We start from the raw sequence: 16,060 nt of genomic DNA, 5'->3' as shown, positions 1-16,060 counted from the left end.
CCGACCTCCGAGGTGAGCGCCGCGAACAGGTCTTCCTTGTTCGAGAAGTAGAGGTAGAAGGTGCCGTGCGAAGTGCGCGCGAGCTTCACCACGTCGTCGACCCGGGCGGCGTGGTAGCCACGGGTCGCGAACACCTGGATGCCGGCGTCGAGGAGCTTGCGGAGGGTCCGCTGGCCTCGGGCCCGCAGCTCGCGCCCCTGCGCCGGACGCCCGGCACGCAGCGCCGGATCGTCGTCGGGGGCGGGGCGCCGACGCGCACCCGATGTCGATGCGCGTGCCACCCGGCCACGCTACGCAAACCCGACACGCATGTCACGTTGGCATCACGCGGCTCGGCGACCGCGGCCTGCGGACACGGACCTGCGGCCGCGGAGACGCCCGGTTACGATCTGACGCCGCCGTCAGCTACGAGCATCGGGGAGAGCAGCGTGAGTGGTTCCGTCGCCGTGGGCGAAGAGAAGACGCAGGAGTTCCCGCCCCTCACCCGCACCATGTTCGTGCGTTACGCGGGCGCGTCGGGAGACTTCAACCCGATGCACCACGACGACACGATCGCGAGCCAGGTCGGCAACCCGTCGGTGTTCGGCCACGGCATGCTCTCGATGGGCCTCGCCGCGCGCGTCGTCAAGGACTGGTTCGGACCCGAGGCGATTCGCAACGTGAAGGTGCGCTTCGCGAAGCAGGTCTGGCCCGGCGACGTGCTCACGTGCGTCGCGACCGTCACCGGCACGCGCGAGGAAGGCGGGGAGCAGCTCGTCGACCTCGACCTCGTCGTCTCGAACCAGAACGGCGACAAGGCGATCACCGGCACCGCGACCGCGGTCGCTTCCTAGCCTTGGGACTGCTCGACGGCCGTACCGCCGTCGTCACCGGATCCGGACGCGGCATCGGACGCGAGTTCGCGCTCTGCTTCGCGCGTGAGGGTGCGAACGTCGTCGTGAACGACGTCGGCGTCTCGCTCGACGGCCGCGGCACCGAGGACGACCCCGCTGCACAGGTGTGCAAGGAGATCGAGGCGCTCGGCTCCAAGGCCGTGCCGAACTACGACTCGGTCTCCGATTTCGACGCCGCAGGCCGTCTCGTCAACACCGCGGTCGACGCGTTCGGCACGATCGACATCCTCGTGAACAACGCGGGCATCGTGCGCGACAAGACGCTCGTGAAGATGGAGGAATCCGACTTCGACTCCGTGATCGCGGTGCACCTCAAGGGCTCGTTCAACTGCGCGCGCCACGCCGCACCGATCATGAAGGAGCGCGGCTACGGGCGCATCGTGAACATCACGTCGTCGGCCGGTCTGCGCGGCAACTTCGGGCAGACGAACTACGGCGCCGCGAAGGCCGGGCTCATGGGCATGACGTTCGTGTGGGCGCTCGAGCTCGGCAAGTACGGCGTCACGGTGAACGCGGTCGCGCCGTCGGGTGCGACGCGCATGACCGCGTCGCTGTTCGAGAAGTCGGGTGCGGCGCCGCCGGCCGAGGAGAACCCGGCATTGAACGCGCCGCTCGTCGCGTTCCTCGCCTCCGAAGCCGCCGCGCACGTCAACGGCCAGGTCCTCGGACGCACCGAGTTCGGCTACACGCTGTTCCAGACGCCGAAGCAGATCGCGTGGATGTGGAAGGACGGCGGCTTCACTCCCGCGGAGGTCGCCGCCAACTTCGACAAGATCCTCGGCCAGCACCTCCAACCCGTCGGCATGGTGATGCCGAAGACCATGGAGCGCCGTAGTTGATCGTCGCGCTCGCTGCGCTCGCTCCGCTCGCCGCAGCCTTCGGTTCGGTCGGGACGCGCGGCGGCCCGCCCGTACCCGCGGGATCGTCGCTCTGAGCTTTCCGTTCGGGCTGGGTGTCGTCGACGTCGTCTACGCGCGCGTCGGTTCCGTCGTCGCGCGATCGCAGCGCGCGCGTGAGGACGGGTTCGAGCACATCGATTGCATGGTCGGGATCGATGCGTCGTCGCTCGCGCTGCCGATCGGGTGTCCCACTGCATTTCCGCGGCCGCAGGCCGGATGGTGCACGACACCCGCCGCGGCCGACGCGCCCGGTCGGTGGGACAAGACGGTCGCGTTGTTCCGTGGGGCGCCCGGTTGCCTGATGGAACCGTGGGCGGGATCGGTCGTCGGTTCGACCGAGAAGGTGCTCGCGATGCTCGACGCGGTGCCGGAGCTGGAGCTGCTCGTCGATACGGGCCACGTCGCCGACTGGGGCGGCGACCCGCTCGAGCTCCTGCCGTACGCGCGGCACGTGCAGCTACGGCAGGGCATGCCCGGCTCGACCGCGCTGCACGTCGACGACCCGCGCGGCGTCGTCGACTTCGCGGCGGTGGTCGCGCGGCTGGTCGAGCTCGGCTATCAGGGATCGTGCTCGGTCGAGTACTTCGACATCCCCGAGCAGGGCTGGCCCTTGGACGACCCGCGCGCCTGGGCCGTCGACCTCGCGGCACATCTGCGCGCGTTGTAGCGCCGGTACGCTGCCCCGCCGTGGGCGGGCGCGGGGTTGTGATCGGAGTCGTCGTCGCGTTGCTCGGCGTGGCCGTGTGCTCCGTCCGGTGGTGGGTCCGCAGCGCGCACGGCTCGCGTGCGCATCACGATGTCCGATTCGGTCGGCCACCCCACGGTCGCCACGATCGAGACGGGCGCCTTCGACTTCACGCACGGAGTCGGCGAGTACGAGTTGGAGCTGAACCCGGGCGCGAAGTCCGTCTCGCGCGAGGACGTGATCGTGCACGACCACGAACCCGTACACCGAGCTCTCGGATCTCCGCGCGCACGGTGCGAAGCTCGCCGATCACGGTCAGACGATCGTCGACGGGCAGAGCCTGCGGCATTACTCGACGCCCGTCACGCGCACGGACACGCTCGTCACTCCTCATCGAGTCGTTCACACTGCGGTGGACCTGTACGTCGACGTACAGCAACGGGTCGTGCGGCTCGTCTCTCAGGAGCCAAGCGCCGCGGCCAGTGCTCATCGACGCGCGCTTTCAGGGTTTCGTCGACACGACGCCACCCCCGCCGTTTCTCTCCGGCGGCACCGGCTACACGCTGACCCGCCGCAACGGAACCCACGTGAATTGCGACCCGAGCTTCCTCATGACGTCGCTCGACGCTTCGCCGTTCGACCCCTGCAACTTCCCGGCGCCCGGCATGCCGGTTCCGACGTCGAAGTTGGCACCCGCGGCGAACGTCACGCCGCCGAGCTTCTGACTCCCGGCCAGCTGTGGAGCGGGAGGCCGGGGGTCGGCATGCCTGCCCACGCGACGACGTTCCCGGGGACCGCGTCGGTCGCGTAGAGCGTGCGGAGATCGGGACCGCCGAAGCAGCAGTTGGTCGTGAGCCCGTCGCCGTCGATCTCGAGGAAGTCGAGCACCGTGCCGTCGGTGTCGACGACCCGCACGCCGTGCTCGATCGTGGACGCGACGTAGTACCGACCGTCGGCGTCGAGGCAGAAGCCGTCGCCGCCGCCCCGGCCGAGCCTCTCGATCACCCACTCGCGCTCGCCGTCGGGCAGCAGCCGTTGCAGGCCACGAGCCTCGATGACGACGAGGTGTCCGTCGCGATCGAGCGCGATGCCGTTGCAGTAGAGGAAGCCGTCGCCGACGAGCCGCACGCTGCCATCGGTCGCATACGCGAACACGCGTCCGTAGTTCGGCTCGGGCGGTGGGTAGTGGCCGGGGTCGGTGAAGAAGACGGTGCCGTCGCGGTCGATGCAGAGGTCGTTCGGCGCGTGGAAGCCGTCGTCGAGCAGGTAGCTCACCGCGCCGTCGGGTGTCGCGAGCTGGAGGCCCGGCGTCGCGGGTTCCGACGTGACCGGCGGCGCGTTCTTCACGAACCCGGTTCCGCCGACGTCGAAGCCGCCGTTCTGCGTGACGAGAATCGATCCGTCGGCCGCGAGCGTGGCGCCGTTCGCGCCACCCCGCGTCTCGGCGAAGCGCTCGGCGCTGCCCGCCTCCGGCCGGACGCGGAACAGCGCGCCGGCCGCGACGCTCGTAACGACGAGCGTTCCGTCGGGGCACCACACCGGGCCCTCGCCGAAGGGAACGCCGGTCGCGACGACCTCGGCTCGCATGTGGTCACCCTAGGCTCGGCCCATGCCGTTGCGAGTGGTGAACCAGCTCGGAGCCCGCGCCGCCGAGGCCGTGCGCCACGACTTCCCCGACGCCGAGATCGTCGACCTCACGCCCGACGGTCCGCCCGCCGGCTTCACGGCCGACGTCGTGTTCGGCGGCTGGGGCGAGTGGGACGTTCTCGAGCCGTGGATGCGCACGGTTCCGTGGGTGCAGCTGCCCGGCACCGGCATCGACGGCCTGCCGCGCGACCTGTTCGACGGGCGCACGGTCACGTGCGCGCGAGGCGCGAGCGGCGTCGCGATCTCCGAGTTCGTGCTCGCGGCGATGCTCGCGTTCGCGAAGGACATGCCGAACGTGTGGCTCGAATCGCCACCGAAGCACTGGAACTTCCATCCCCTGAGCACGCTCGAGGACAAGCACCTCGGCCTGTTCGGTCTCGGCGGGATCGGCATCGAGATCGCGAAGCGCGCGCTGCCGTTCGGCATGCGGGTATCTGCGGTGCGGCGAACGTCGGCGCCGAGTCCGATCGCGGGTGTCGAGATGCTCACCGATTTCCGCGAGCTTCTGCCCGACGCCGATCACCTCGTGCTGGCGGCGCCGGGCACGCCGCGCACGCGCCACATCGTGAACGCGGAGACGCTCGCACTCGTGAAGCCCGGCGTGCATCTCGTGAACATCGCGCGCGGCTCGCTCGTCGACCAGGACGCGCTGCGCGTCGCGCTCGACGACGGCCGCGTCGCGACGGCGACGCTCGACACCGTCGATCCCGAACCGCTGCCCGACGACCACTGGATGTACTCGCATCCGAAGGTGCGCCTCAGCGCGCACGTGTCGTGGGGGACGACCGAGAACTTCACCGGTTCCGTCGCGATCTTGATCGAGAACCTCCACCGCTTCGTCGACGGGCGTCCGCTGCGCGACCTCGTCGACCTCGAAGAGGGCTACTGAGTGGTGGCGGCTTCGTCGGACCGGCCCGGCGCAGTCGTCGTCGGGACCGGGTTCGGTTGCCGCGTGCACGTGCCCGCACTGCGCGCCGCCGGCTTCGACGTCGTCGCGCTCGTCGGTACCGATGCGGAACGCACCGCCCGGCGCGCGGCGCGTGCGGACGTTCCGCGTGGGCTCACGGCGCTCGCCGACGCGCTCGACTTGCCGGGCGTCGCCGCGGTGACGATCGCGACGCCGCCGTCGACTCATGCCGCGCTGGCCATCGCGGCGGCGCGCGCCGGGAAGCACGTGCTGTGCGAGAAGCCCTTCTCGCTCGACGCGGGTGAGGCGGCCGCGATGTTCGCCGCGGTGGAAGCCGCGGGCGTCGGACATCTCGTCGGTCACGAGTTCCGGTGGGCGCCCGAGCGCGCGGTCGTCGCCCGGGCTATCGCCGACGGGATGATCGGCGAGCCGCGCTTCGCGTCGCTCGTGTCGGTCGTCGGTCTCGTCGCCGATCTCGACGCGAAGCTGCCGGGCTGGTGGTTCGACGTCGCGTCCGGCGGCGGCTGGCTCGGCGCGTCGGGCTCGCACGTCGTCGACCAGGTGCGCGTGTGGCTCGGCGAGATCGAGTCGGTCAGCGCGACGTTGTCGGTCGTGTCGGCGCGCGCCGCGGTGGCCGACGACACCTTCACGATCCGCTTCCGCACGCGCTCCGGCGTCGACGGTGTGCTCCAGCAGACCGCCGCCGGTTGGGGACCGATGCGCGGGCTCACGACGGTCGCGGGAACCGACGGCACGATCTGGGTCGACGGCGACACCGCGTGGATCGCCGACCGTGGGGGAGCACGCCCGCTCGACGTGCCGGCGGATCTCCGGCCGCCGGTTGCGCCGGCCGAGAGCGACGATCCCCGTCACCGTTTCACCCACCTCGAGCTGGGTCCCTATACGCGGCTGTGCGAGGTGTTGCGGTGCGCGGTCGACGGCTCGTCGTATCCCACGGTCGTGCCGGTGCCGACGTTCGCGGACGGTCTCGCCGAGATGCAGGTGCTCGACGCCGTGCGCCGGTCGGCGGCCGCCGCCGGCGCACTCGTGCCGGTCGGAACCTGATTTGCGCGTTCCTTCCAAATGGAAGCATCGCGGATCACGATTGCTGCCGCAGCGCAGCATCGCCGCGCGCGATACGACCAAATGAACGCATCGCGCAAATGAGCTTTTCGTCGCCGCGTGCGCGGCGGTCCCGCGGCACCGCCGCCTACCAGGCGCTCCCGTAGCGCTCGCGGTGGGTGTGCGCGGCGAACGGCTCGCGCCGCGGCGGGCCCAACGCGCGTGCCGGCCAGCCGAGCGGCACGAGCGCGACCGGAACGACCGTGTCCGGCAGCGCGAGCAGCGTGCGCAGCTCGTCGACGAACGCGGTCGTGATCGTCGTGAGCGCGGAGCCCAACCCCAAAGCGGTCGCGGCGAGCAGCAGGTTCTGGATCGCGGGGAACATCGACGACGGCACCGTCTGCGGCAGGCCGCGCGACGTGTCCGCGCACGCGACCACGATCACCGGCGCACCGGCGACCCCACCGCGCGCGCCCGCGTCGACGTCGGCCAACATCTTCTCCGAAAGTCGACCCTCGGAGAACGACCGCCCGCCGCCTTCCCACGCGCGCGCGGTCAGATCGCCCAACGCCGCGCGCATCGACGCATCGCGCACGACGACGAACTCCCAGGGCTGCCGGTTCTCGGCGCTCGGCGCGAACGTCGCGGCGTCGAGCACACGCGCGACGTCGTCATCCGAGAGCGCAGCTTCCGCGAACGCGCGACACGCACGCTGGCGATGGACGACCTCGAACAGGTCGCTCACGCGCGCGAGCGCTCGCCGATGCGCGCGAACGAGTTCACGTACATGATGCGGAGCGCCGGACACGTCGCCCATTCCTTGAACGCGTCCGTCTCGACCCCGCCGATGCGCTCCATCACGAGCGGCGTCATCGACTTGAACACGCGCTCCGCGTCGTCGGTCTCCATCTCGTAGAAGTGCATGAACAACGGGTCGCCGCCGCTCACGTTCTCGTACGGCGTGATCATCGAGTAGCCCGGCACCGCGGCCGCGGCGATGTGACGGATGTGCACGAAGTCGGCCCAGTCCCGCAGCTCTTGCGCGCGCTCGGGTGCCTTCGGCGAGATCAGCACCAGCGAGAGACCGAGCGTCGGGTTGCCGGTCACGATGCCCTGCCCGGGGCGGCGGTAGTGGCGGAAGTGGTGGCCCGTGACGCCCGCCGGCACCGAAGGCGCCTCGAACGCGGCACCTACCTCGTAGACGCCGAGCATCGAGAACTCGGGCAGCACCCGGGGGAGATCGGTGCGGTCGCGGTGCACGTTGCGCCACCACGTCGCGCGCACCACGCCCGGGAGCGCGAGTACCTCGGGTACGCGCGTCGTCGCGTACGTCGCGCCGTCGAGCTCGCTCATCTCGAGGTACAGCCCCGGCGTGATGCGGTCCTCCACGGCGGGCGAGTCTACGGACGCGGGCTAGCGTCGCGCCCACCTCAAGACCCGGAGGTCGCGACCATGATGGAAGAGCGTCCGGTGCTCGATCAGGTCAACCTCGTCGTCGGCGACATGGACGCGTCCGTCGAGTTCTATCGGTTGCTCGGTTTCGCGATCCCCGATCGCGATCCGCTCTGGGACGACCACCACCGCTCGGCCGACGTCCCCGGCGGCATCGACTTCGATCTCGACAGCGAGCGCTTCGCTCCGGAGTGGAACGCCGGCTTCCCGGGCTCTCGCGATCGGCGGGGCGTCGTGCTCGGGTTCCGGGTCGGCGATCGCGACGACGTCGACTCTCTCTACGAGAAGGTCATCGGCGCCGGCTACCGCAGCCAGCAAGAGCCGTACGACGCGTTCTGGGGTGCGCGCTACGCGATCGTCGAGGACCCCGACGGCAACGCGGTCGGCCTCATGAGCCCCATCGATCCGAATCGCAAGAGCGAGCCGCCCGAGCTGTGAGCGGTCAGCAAGACGTTCAGCGGGCGGGCCGGCACAAGAGCTGGCTGACGCCCGACGCGAGCAGCTCCCCGTCGCGCGACCACACCTGCTGATGCGTGCCGATCAGGCCCTCGGCGCCCGACGGCGACTCGCCGCGCGCGAGCAGCGGCGCCGAGCCCGGTGCGATGCGGTGGAACTCGCACGCGATATCGAGTGACGGCGCGTACAGCCCCTTCGTGTCGACGTGCAGTCGCACGACGCCGGGCCACGAGCCGACGTCGACGAGCACGAGCAGGCGCGCCGCGCACAGGTACGGATCCGTGGGGTCGGGCTCGACGACGTAGCGCTCCCAGCTCTCCCACACCGGCTCCCCGGCTGTGCGCTCCTCCCAGTTCGACACCCATTCGATCGGCCGCGACTCGAAGTTGAGCCAGAACGGGAACGGTGGCGAGGGTGGCGGCTCGGGTAGCGCGGCGATGCGCTCCTGCACGGTCGGGTAGTCCTCGGGCGCACCGACGTGATCGGGGAAGCGCGCGCGGTCGTGCGTGAGTCCGTCGACGTCTTCGGCGACCGCCCACACGAGCGCTTCGAAGATCGGCTTGCCGTCCTGTGTCATCGACACCGCGATCGACTCGGCGCGTGAAGCCGCGCGCTTCGTCACCGTGACGATGTCGACGTCGCGGAAGTCGGCGACGCCGAGGAAGTGGCCGACGATGCTCGCGGGGCGCGGGAAACGCGAGTGCGCACCCGCGGCGCGCAGCGCGACCGCGGCGATGTAACCGCCCTGCGGTCCCCAGATCTCCCAGTCGCGCGACAGAGTGGCGGTGTAGCGACCGTCGCCGCCGCGCACCGCGGTGTCCTTGCCCAAATCCCCCATGCGGGAGACGCTACGCGTCGAGCCCCAGCAACGCCGACGGATTTGTGCACGCCATGCGCCGGATCTCGGCTTCGGTCATTCCCTCGGCGAACAGCGCGTCGGCGTACGTCTGCAGCCCCGCCGCGGGGTGCGGATTCACCTTCTGACCGAAGTCGGTGCCGAGGGTCACGCGATCGATGCCGACCGTGCGCATCGTCGCGAGCATCTCCGCGGGCGTGCGCGTCGCGAGCGCACCGATGCACGTCATGGCGCAGAGCTCGACCCACGCGCCGAGATCCGCGAGCTCCTTGCACTGCTGCGCGCTGAGATTCGGTCCGGCGAGGTCCTCGGTCGCGTGCGTGAGCAACACGCGCCCGCGCGACGCGAACTCGCGCACGACCGCGTAGTGCTCCACCGCGCTCACGTGACCCGTCGCGAGGATCGCGTCGTGCTCGCGCACGAGCGCGAGCACTTCCCGCGTCTCCGGCAGCAGCGCGCCGTCGTCGTCGATCACGGAGATGCCGGGTCCGGGCAGGCCGAGCTGCGGACCGATGCCGCTGTCGAAGTCCTGCTTGCTCGACAGTGTCGGCAGCCACACGATGCGGCCGCCGAGGCGCAGCGCGATCTCGACCGCCGCGGGGTTCACGCCGCCGACTTCGCGATCGCAGCTGATGCCGCCGAACACCTCGATGTCGGGCACGACCTGAGACACCGACCACGCCAGCGACGCGGTGGGGAAGTCGTGCGACTTGAGGACGACGGCGCGATGGCCCGCCGCGGCCGCCTCGCGCGCGGCCTCGAACGCGTCGACCGAGCGCTCACGATGCGCGTCGGGCCCGAAGTGACAATGCAGGTCGGCGGCGCCGCCGAGGTCGACGCTCATGGTCGCTCGGCTCCGCCGCCGCTCGCCGCTCCGGACGCGGGATGGGAGCGAGCGGTTCCGAGCCCTCTCGTCGTCACTCGGCGCACCCTAATAGTGTGACGCGCATGTCAGGTAAGTCCGCCCCCGCGCCCGGGCAGGCCCCGCTCGTCGCGCCCGACGCCGCCGCGTTGCTGCGCCGCAACGCCGCCGACCCCGACATCGCGCCGCGGCCGGCGATCCGCTTTCGCGACCGCGTCTGGACGCATCGCGAGTACTACGAGGAGTCCTGCCGGTTCGCGAACCTCTTTCGCGACCGGCTCCCGGAGGGCAAGCCGCCCCACGTCGCGGTGTTGCTCGACAACACGCCCGACTACCTGTTCGCGTTCGGCGGCGCGGCGCTGATCGGCGGCGCCGTCGTCGGCCTCAACCACACTCGTCGGGGCGAGCACCTGCTGCGCGACGCCGAGCACACCCACTGCGGGCTCGTCGTCACCGAGCCGCGGCACGAGGCGCTCATCGAGTCGATCGCCGGCTCGCTGCCGCCGGTGCTCACGTCGACGCGTTTCGCCGACGGCGACGATCCCGAGCCCTCACTCGGCAGTCCGCTGGACGCCGCGCTCGACGCGAGCGCGACCGCCGATCCCGGTATCGAGCCCGACGTCGACTCGATCTGGGCGCTGATCTTCACGTCGGGGACGTCGGACGCGCCGAAGGCCGTCATCTGCTCGCAGCGCCGGCTCATGGTCACGGGCAACCGGATGTCGATGATCATGGACCTCACGCACGACGACACCGGCTACGTCTGCATGCCGTTGTTCCACTCGAACGCGGTGCAGGTCGGGTGGGCGCCGTCGATCGTCATCGGTGCAAGCGTCGGTCTCGCGCGCCGCTTCAGCGCGTCGCGCTGGCTCCCGGACATTCGTCACTACGGCTCGACGTACTTCAACTACACCGGCAAGCCGCTCGCGTACCTGCTCGCGCAACCCGAGAAGCCCGACGACGCCGACAACCCGCTGCGCGTCTCGTTCGGCAACGAGGGATCGCCCGAAGTCGTCGAGCGGTTCTCGTCGCGCTTCGGGGTCGAGGTCATCGACGCGTACGGCGCGACCGAGGGTGGCATCGCCGTGAACCGCGACGCGGAGCAGCGCGCGGGCGCGCTCGGCCTCGCGCCCGAGAACATCAAGATCGTCGACGAGGACGGCAAGGAGAAGCCGTTCGCCGCGCTCGACGCCGAGGGCCGGCTCACGAACGCGGCCGATTGCGTCGGCGAGATCGTGAACGTTGCGGGCGTCGGCCCGTTCGAGGGCTACTACAACAACACCGAAGCGACCGGAAAGACCACCCGCTTCGGTTGGTACTGGTCCGGCGACCTCGGCTATCTCGACGCCGACCGCTACCTCTACTTCGCGGGTCGCAACGCCGACTGGATCCGCGTCGACGGCGAGAACTTCCCCGCCGGTCCGATCGAGGAGGCGCTGCGCGACGCGCCGGGTGTGATCCTCGCCGCGGTCTACGGCGTGCCCGACGACCAGGCCGGCGATCAGGTGATGGCCGGGCTCGTGCTGCGCGACGGTGAGACGTTCGACGGCGCCGCGTTCGCGGGCTGGCTCGACGCGCAGCCTGCGATCGGGCCGAAGTGGCGGCCTCGGTACGTGCGCGTGCTGCGCGACCCGCCGACCACGGGCACGAACAAGATCGTGAAGCGCACGCTGGTGCACCAGAAGTTCCGTCCGGATCGGGTCGCGGGCGACCCGCTGTTCGTGCGCGAGCGCGGTGCCGACGCGTACCGCGCGTTCGAGGACACCGACGCCGACGCGCTCCTCGACTCGTTCAAGCACTACCAGCGCGACCGGTTCTGGGATCTCTAGGCCGCCGATGGACCTCTCGTTCAGCGCGCAGGAGTCGGCCTTCGCGGCCGAGGTGCGCGCGTGGATGGACGCGAACCTCGAGCTGCCGCCGCGCTTCGCGGCGCTCGCCGACGAAGTCGAGTGGGGACGCGCGTGGCAGGCGAAGCTCGCGGCCGGTCGGTGGGTCGGCATCCACTGGCCCGAGGCCTACGGCGGGCGCGGCGCGTCACCCGTGCAGGTCGCGATCTTCAACATGGAGTACGCACGCTCGCGCGCCCTCCAGCCCGTGAACCGGGTCGGCATCAACCTCGCGGGTCCGACGCTGCTCGCGCACGGCACCGAGGAGCAGAAGGCGCGCTGGCTCCCGTCGATCCTCGACGCGTCGGAGATCTGGTGCCAGCTGTTCAGCGAACCCGACGCGGGTTCCGATCTCGCGGCGTTGAAGACGCGCGCGACGCCGGTCGACGACGGCTGGTTGCTCTCGGGCCAGAAGGTCTGGACGAGCTACGCGCAGTTCGCGCGCTGGGGGATCTGCCTCGCGCGCACGGATCCCGACGTCGCCAAGCACGCGGGCATCTCGTATCTCGTCGTCGACATGCAGGCACCGGGCATCGAGGTGCGCCCGCTCGTGCAGATCACCGGCGACGCCGAGTTCAACGAGGTGTTCTTCGACGACGTGTTCGTGCCCGCCGATCATCTCGTCGGGCGGCTGCACGACGGTTGGGCCGTCGCCAACACGACGCTTGCGCACGAGCGGGGTACGAGCTTCCCGTTCAAGGAGCAGGTCGTGCACGAGGTCTACCTCGACGAGCTCTACGCGCTCGCGCACGAACAGGGTGGCCTCGACGACGTCGAGATCGCCGACGCGCTCGCGCAGTCGTTCGTCGAGCTGCGGGTGCTGCGGCTGCACAACTGGCGCACCCTGTCGCGCCTGACACGCGGGCTCGAGCCCGGTCCCGAGTCGAGCTACGTCAAGCTCGCGTGGACCGACATGAGCCAGCACATGGCCGAGGCCGCGCTCGCGGTCGTCGGCTCGGCCGCGCCGCTGTGGGGCGATGCGAGCGACAACGCCGACCGCGGCCGCTGGCAGAAGCAATGGCTGTGGAGCAAGGCCGCGTCGATCGCGGGCGGCACGTCCGAGGTGCAGCGCACGATCATCGGCGACCGCATCCTCGGCCTCCCACGCTGATCGAGAGCGGGCGCCGCCAGAAGCGCGTCAGAATCGCACGATGACACTGCGCGTCACCGGTCTCGATCACATCGTCATCGACACGCCCGACGTCGAGCACTCGCTCGCGTGGTACGAGGGCGAGCTGGGACTCGCCGGCGAGCGCGTGGACGAGTGGCGTCGGGGGGAAGTGTTCTTCCCGTCGGTTCGTGTGAACGACGACACGGTGATCGATCTGTTCCAATCCGAGCGTTCGGGCGTGAACGTCGACCACCTCTGTCTCGTCGTCGAGCCCGCGGACTTCACGGGGCTCGTCGCGTCCGGTCGCTTCGACGTCGTCGAGGGTCCGGTCGAGCGGTGGGGCGCACGCGGGATCGGCACGTCGGTCTACGTGCGCGATCCCGATGGCAACCTCGTCGAGCTCCGCTACTACGGCTGACGCGCGCGTCAATGCGCGGAAATGTGGGTCGACGCGCCCGGTTTCCCTCGCGAAGTCCGGCTGCTACCGTGCCGGCCGCGACCCCGATCTGAGGTCGACTCGGTCCGAGAGCGGACCGAAGTGTGCAAGTAGGGAGTCACCGAGTTGGCAACAGGCTCCGTCAAGTGGTTCAACGCGGAGAAGGGCTACGGCTTCATTTCCCGGACGGATGGTGCCGATGTGTTCGTGCACTATTCGGCCATCCAGGGCAACGGCTACCGCACACTGACCGAAGGTCAGAACGTCGAGTTCGATGTGGGCCCCGGTCGCAAGGGTGAGGAAGCGCAGAACGTTCGGGTGATCTGACCCCGCGACCGCGCTCGCGGTCGTCGCATCCTCACCGGTCCGCGCGTGTCGCTGCGAGCTCTGCGCGGTCCGTTTCGACGCGCCTGCCGGGCGGATCACATGTCCGGGCCGCGTTCAGCGTACGCGTGGGTCCTGCTCGTTCAGCACATCGAGGAGCCCGGCGAAGTCGGGGAGCACGACCACGTTCCCGGGGCGGTCGGTGGGCGCGGTGATGTCGGGCACGCGGTGGGCCCGGCGAACGTAGACCGGGCGCAGGCCGTGCGCGATCGGGCCGTCGACATCGCAGTTCCACGTGTCGCCGACGAACAGCGCCCGATCGGCTTCGATACCGAGCGCGTCGAGCGTGTGCTGGTAGATGCGCGCGTGCGGCTTGCGCGCGCCGACCCACGCCGACGAGACGACGATGTCGACGTGCTCTGTGAGCCCCGCCGCGTCGAGGGCCTCGGCGAGATCCCAGTCCCAGTTCGAGCAGACCGCGATGCGCACACCCGCGGCGCGCAGCTGCGTGAGCATCGCGACGGTGTCGTCGTAGGCAACCATCGACCGCGCCCAACCTTCGGTCTGGAGCTTGGCGACGATCTCCTCCGCGAGCGCGCGGTCGATGCCGCACTCGCCGAGCAGGCTGTGCTGACGTTGCCGCTGCCAGGCCACGTAGTGGTCGCGCGAATGCGAATGCTCGTCGTGCTCGACGCCGTCGAGCCCGTCCTGCCAGTACCGGCGCGCGACGTCGGCGGGCACCTCGTACCCGTGCGCGACGACGATGTCGGTGAGGCGCTCGCCGGTGCCGTCGGATTCGGCCAGGGTTCCGTAGAAGTCGAAGATGACCGCGTCGTACCGCGAGGGCGCGCTCATCCGGGTCACGATCGGGTCGACGTCAACGGCGGCATGCCCGCCAGCGCGCGGCAGGCGCGGATCGCGAGGGTGACGATGGTGAGCGTGGGCCCGTAGCCGGTCGACGTCGGGAACACCGAGGAGTCGGTGCAGAGCAGGTTCTCGACGTCGTGGAACCGGTGCCACGGATCGACGACGCTCGTGCGGGGATCGGTTCCCATACGGCACGTGCCCATGACGTGCTTCGACTCCGGCGTGGGTCGGAGCTCGCTGCCGCGCGATCCGGGGAGCGGCGGCGACGTCGCCGTGAACGTGACGCGCGCGCCGGCCCGCTTCATGATCTCGGTGAGCTTCGGCCCGTAGTACTTCGAAGCAACCAGCTCGTGGCGGTGCGGCTGGTACGTCGCGCGTCCGGCGGGAAAGCCGCGGTAGTCGCGCACGTTCGGATCGAGATCGACGCGGTTCGTGAGCTGTGGAACGTCCTCGCCCTGCACGGTGAACGCCCAGATCTTGTCGCGCATCATCGATTCGATCATGCCGCGCGTGTGCGCGATCCCGGTCGGCAGGAACGTGCCCTCCATCACGGGGCTGCCGCCGCCACCGTGCTCGGTGAGGCCGCCGCGGAAGTAGGGGAGTCCGTGATCCTTCGCGTACGCGAGGCTCTCGGCGTCCGGGATCATGTGGTCGTCGTGGATGTGCGTGACGGCGCGACCGCGGTGCCCGTGCAACGAGTGGTCGAACGAGCCGATCGCGAACGTCTGGAAGTGGTACATGAGGTACCGGCCGACGAGATCGGACGAGTTGCCGACGCCCGTGCGCAGCAGCAGCCGCGGTGTTTCGAACGCGCCGCACGCGAGGATCACGAAGCGTGCACGAACCTCGTGCAGATCGCCCGCGGCGTCGAGATAGCGCACGCCGCGCGTCTGCTTGCCGCTCGGGTCGAGGACGATGTCGCTCACGTAGCTCTCGGGCCGGATCTCGCAGCGACCGGTGCGCAGCGCGCGCCGCAGCGGCGCGACCGGATCGCCCTTCGCGTCGATCGGGCAGCCGTAGCCGCCGCAGAACCCGCAGTTGTTGCACGCGGGCCGGCCGTCGTACTCGACGCTGTTGACGCCCGTCGGCGCGCGGTACGGGTGGTAGCCGAGCTCCGTCGCCGCTGCGCTCGTGAGGATCGCGCCGTACATGTCGGGCCCGGGCGGCATCGGGTAGGGGTTCGCGCGCCACGACGCGAACGGATTGCCATTGGCGTCACCCGCGACACCGACCAGCTTCTCGGCCGCGTCGTAGTACGGCTCGAGCTCGTCGTACTCGAAGGGCCAGTCGACGACGTCGCTGCCTTCGATGGGACCGAGCTCGGAACGCGCGTGGAAGTCGACCTCGCGAAAGCGCGGCAGCTTCGCGTCGGCGTGGAAGCCCGCGCCGCCGACGCCGGTCGGCATGTTGTTCACGCTGCCGGTGTGGGTGCGCTCGCCTTCGGATTCGGCGTGACGGAACGTGCGCGGCTCGACGAGCGGGTCGGGACCGAGGAAGTCGCGGCGCGAGAACTTGATCTCGTCGTTCGACAGATGGCCGTTCAGCGCGAAGGGTGCTTCGAGGTCGAGCAGGTGGTTCGGGCCTTTCTCGAGCACGACCACCGACCAACCGGCCTCGGTGAGCACGTCGGCGCTCGTCGCGCCCGCGGGCCCGGAACCGACGATCACCGCGTCGCAGTCGTTCACCATGGTCGGGCTCGCAAGCTCGCCCTCCATGG

General features: G+C 70.3%; 19 protein-coding genes. 11 read left to right on the top strand and 8 right to left on the bottom strand.

Annotation, left to right across the window (positions count from 1 at the left end):
- Window positions 1-281 (bottom strand): helix-turn-helix domain-containing protein (locus tag VH914_12385; GenBank protein ID HEX4491996.1); only part of this gene is annotated, 281 nt, incomplete at its 3' end.
- Window positions 282-428: 147 nt separating this feature from the next.
- On the opposite strand from VH914_12385, the gene VH914_12380 reads away from it, so the two are divergent.
- The 4 genes from VH914_12380 to VH914_12365 all read left to right on the top strand — a co-directional run bounded on the left by VH914_12380 (window position 429) and on the right by VH914_12365 (window position 3,202).
- Window positions 429-833 carry a MaoC/PaaZ C-terminal domain-containing protein gene (locus VH914_12380; GenBank protein ID HEX4491995.1) on the top strand — a complete coding sequence of 135 codons (405 nt, stop codon included), beginning with the start codon at window positions 429-431 and terminating at the stop codon, window positions 831-833.
- A gap of 2 nt (window positions 834-835) precedes the next feature.
- Window positions 836-1,732 (top strand): SDR family NAD(P)-dependent oxidoreductase, encoded by an 897-nt coding sequence (locus tag VH914_12375; protein ID HEX4491994.1) that lies wholly within the window; start codon window positions 836-838, stop codon window positions 1,730-1,732.
- A 202-nt stretch (window positions 1,733-1,934) separates the two neighbouring features.
- Window positions 1,935-2,459, top strand: coding sequence for a TIM barrel protein (locus VH914_12370; protein HEX4491993.1), 525 nt, complete (start codon window positions 1,935-1,937; stop codon window positions 2,457-2,459).
- A gap of 500 nt (window positions 2,460-2,959) precedes the next feature.
- Complete coding sequence (locus VH914_12365) at window positions 2,960-3,202, top strand: hypothetical protein (protein ID HEX4491992.1); 243 nt, start codon at window positions 2,960-2,962, stop codon at window positions 3,200-3,202.
- Here VH914_12365 and VH914_12360 read toward each other — a convergent pair.
- Window positions 3,183-4,064, bottom strand: a complete 882-nt coding sequence (locus tag VH914_12360; protein ID HEX4491991.1) for an SMP-30/gluconolactonase/LRE family protein — start codon at window positions 4,062-4,064, stop codon at window positions 3,183-3,185. The two genes, VH914_12365 and VH914_12360, sit on opposite strands and share 20 nt — an antisense overlap.
- A gap of 22 nt (window positions 4,065-4,086) precedes the next feature.
- On the opposite strand from VH914_12360, the gene VH914_12355 reads away from it, so the two are divergent.
- A complete protein-coding gene (locus VH914_12355; GenBank protein HEX4491990.1) occupies window positions 4,087-5,013 on the top strand; it encodes an NAD(P)-dependent oxidoreductase in 927 nt (308 codons plus the stop codon).
- On the top strand, window positions 5,014-6,096 hold the full coding sequence (locus VH914_12350; protein HEX4491989.1) for a Gfo/Idh/MocA family oxidoreductase: 1,083 nt from the start codon (window positions 5,014-5,016) through the stop codon (window positions 6,094-6,096).
- 145 nt (window positions 6,097-6,241) lie between these two features.
- Here VH914_12350 and VH914_12345 read toward each other — a convergent pair whose 3' ends face one another.
- Both VH914_12345 and VH914_12340 read right to left on the bottom strand, forming a co-directional pair.
- Complete coding sequence (locus VH914_12345; protein ID HEX4491988.1) at window positions 6,242-6,838, bottom strand: nitroreductase family protein; 597 nt, start codon at window positions 6,836-6,838, stop codon at window positions 6,242-6,244.
- Window positions 6,835-7,482, bottom strand: a complete 648-nt coding sequence (locus tag VH914_12340; GenBank protein HEX4491987.1) for a hypothetical protein — start codon at window positions 7,480-7,482, stop codon at window positions 6,835-6,837. Before VH914_12340 ends, VH914_12345 begins: the two co-directional genes overlap by 4 nt.
- A gap of 63 nt (window positions 7,483-7,545) precedes the next feature.
- On the opposite strand from VH914_12340, the gene VH914_12335 reads away from it, so the two are divergent.
- The gene (locus tag VH914_12335) at window positions 7,546-7,983 is read left to right on the top strand and encodes a VOC family protein (protein ID HEX4491986.1); all 438 of its coding nucleotides are present in this window, start codon (window positions 7,546-7,548) and stop codon (window positions 7,981-7,983) included.
- 16 nt (window positions 7,984-7,999) lie between these two features.
- On the opposite strand, the gene VH914_12330 is transcribed toward VH914_12335, so the two are convergent.
- A complete protein-coding gene (locus VH914_12330; GenBank protein ID HEX4491985.1) occupies window positions 8,000-8,839 on the bottom strand; it encodes a thioesterase family protein in 840 nt (279 codons plus the stop codon).
- A gap of 10 nt (window positions 8,840-8,849) precedes the next feature.
- Complete coding sequence (locus VH914_12325) at window positions 8,850-9,701, bottom strand: DUF6282 family protein (GenBank protein HEX4491984.1); 852 nt, start codon at window positions 9,699-9,701, stop codon at window positions 8,850-8,852.
- Between the two features lie 104 nt (window positions 9,702-9,805).
- On the opposite strand from VH914_12325, the gene VH914_12320 reads away from it, so the two are divergent.
- The 4 genes from VH914_12320 (at window position 9,806) to VH914_12305 (ending at window position 13,479) form a co-directional block, all read left to right on the top strand.
- Window positions 9,806-11,548, top strand: coding sequence for an AMP-binding protein (locus VH914_12320; protein HEX4491983.1), 1,743 nt, complete (start codon window positions 9,806-9,808; stop codon window positions 11,546-11,548).
- Window positions 11,549-11,555: 7 nt separating this feature from the next.
- A complete protein-coding gene (locus VH914_12315) occupies window positions 11,556-12,716 on the top strand; it encodes an acyl-CoA dehydrogenase family protein (protein HEX4491982.1) in 1,161 nt (386 codons plus the stop codon).
- Between the two features lie 40 nt (window positions 12,717-12,756).
- Window positions 12,757-13,134: a VOC family protein gene (locus VH914_12310; GenBank protein HEX4491981.1), complete on the top strand. Its 378-nt coding sequence runs from the start codon at window positions 12,757-12,759 to the stop codon at window positions 13,132-13,134.
- A gap of 144 nt (window positions 13,135-13,278) precedes the next feature.
- A complete protein-coding gene (locus tag VH914_12305) occupies window positions 13,279-13,479 on the top strand; it encodes a cold-shock protein (protein ID HEX4491980.1) in 201 nt (66 codons plus the stop codon).
- Window positions 13,480-13,593: 114 nt separating this feature from the next.
- On the opposite strand, the gene VH914_12300 is transcribed toward VH914_12305, so the two are convergent.
- Both VH914_12300 and VH914_12295 read right to left on the bottom strand, forming a co-directional pair.
- Window positions 13,594-14,331 (bottom strand): HAD family hydrolase, encoded by a 738-nt coding sequence (locus tag VH914_12300; GenBank protein HEX4491979.1) that lies wholly within the window; start codon window positions 14,329-14,331, stop codon window positions 13,594-13,596.
- A gap of 5 nt (window positions 14,332-14,336) precedes the next feature.
- Window positions 14,337-16,058 (bottom strand): GMC family oxidoreductase, encoded by a 1,722-nt coding sequence (locus VH914_12295; protein ID HEX4491978.1) that lies wholly within the window; start codon window positions 16,056-16,058, stop codon window positions 14,337-14,339.
- Between the last annotated feature and the right edge of the window lie 2 nt (window positions 16,059-16,060).

The organism is Acidimicrobiia bacterium (assembly GCA_036271555.1).
Taxonomy (GTDB): domain Bacteria; phylum Actinomycetota; class Acidimicrobiia; order IMCC26256; family PALSA-610; genus DATBAK01.
The sequence above is the reverse complement of the archived record's forward strand: the minus strand, read 5'-3'. Positions and strand labels throughout refer to the sequence as shown.

Coding starts and splice junctions, on each gene's coding strand:
- VH914_12370 (HEX4491993.1), top strand. CDS start 1,935: ATGGTCGGGATCGATGCGTCGTCGCTCGCGCTGCCGATCGGGTGTCCC.
- VH914_12360 (HEX4491991.1), bottom strand. CDS start 4,064: ATGCGAGCCGAGGTCGTCGCGACCGGCGTTCCCTTCGGCGAGGGCCCG.
- VH914_12355 (HEX4491990.1), top strand. CDS start 4,087: ATGCCGTTGCGAGTGGTGAACCAGCTCGGAGCCCGCGCCGCCGAGGCC.
- VH914_12335 (HEX4491986.1), top strand. CDS start 7,546: ATGATGGAAGAGCGTCCGGTGCTCGATCAGGTCAACCTCGTCGTCGGC.
- VH914_12330 (HEX4491985.1), bottom strand. CDS start 8,839: ATGGGGGATTTGGGCAAGGACACCGCGGTGCGCGGCGGCGACGGTCGC.
- VH914_12325 (HEX4491984.1), bottom strand. CDS start 9,701: ATGAGCGTCGACCTCGGCGGCGCCGCCGACCTGCATTGTCACTTCGGG.
- VH914_12320 (HEX4491983.1), top strand. CDS start 9,806: ATGTCAGGTAAGTCCGCCCCCGCGCCCGGGCAGGCCCCGCTCGTCGCG.
- VH914_12315 (HEX4491982.1), top strand. CDS start 11,556: ATGGACCTCTCGTTCAGCGCGCAGGAGTCGGCCTTCGCGGCCGAGGTG.
- VH914_12310 (HEX4491981.1), top strand. CDS start 12,757: ATGACACTGCGCGTCACCGGTCTCGATCACATCGTCATCGACACGCCC.
- VH914_12300 (HEX4491979.1), bottom strand. CDS start 14,331: ATGAGCGCGCCCTCGCGGTACGACGCGGTCATCTTCGACTTCTACGGA.
- VH914_12295 (HEX4491978.1), bottom strand. CDS start 16,058: ATGGAGGGCGAGCTTGCGAGCCCGACCATGGTGAACGACTGCGACGCG.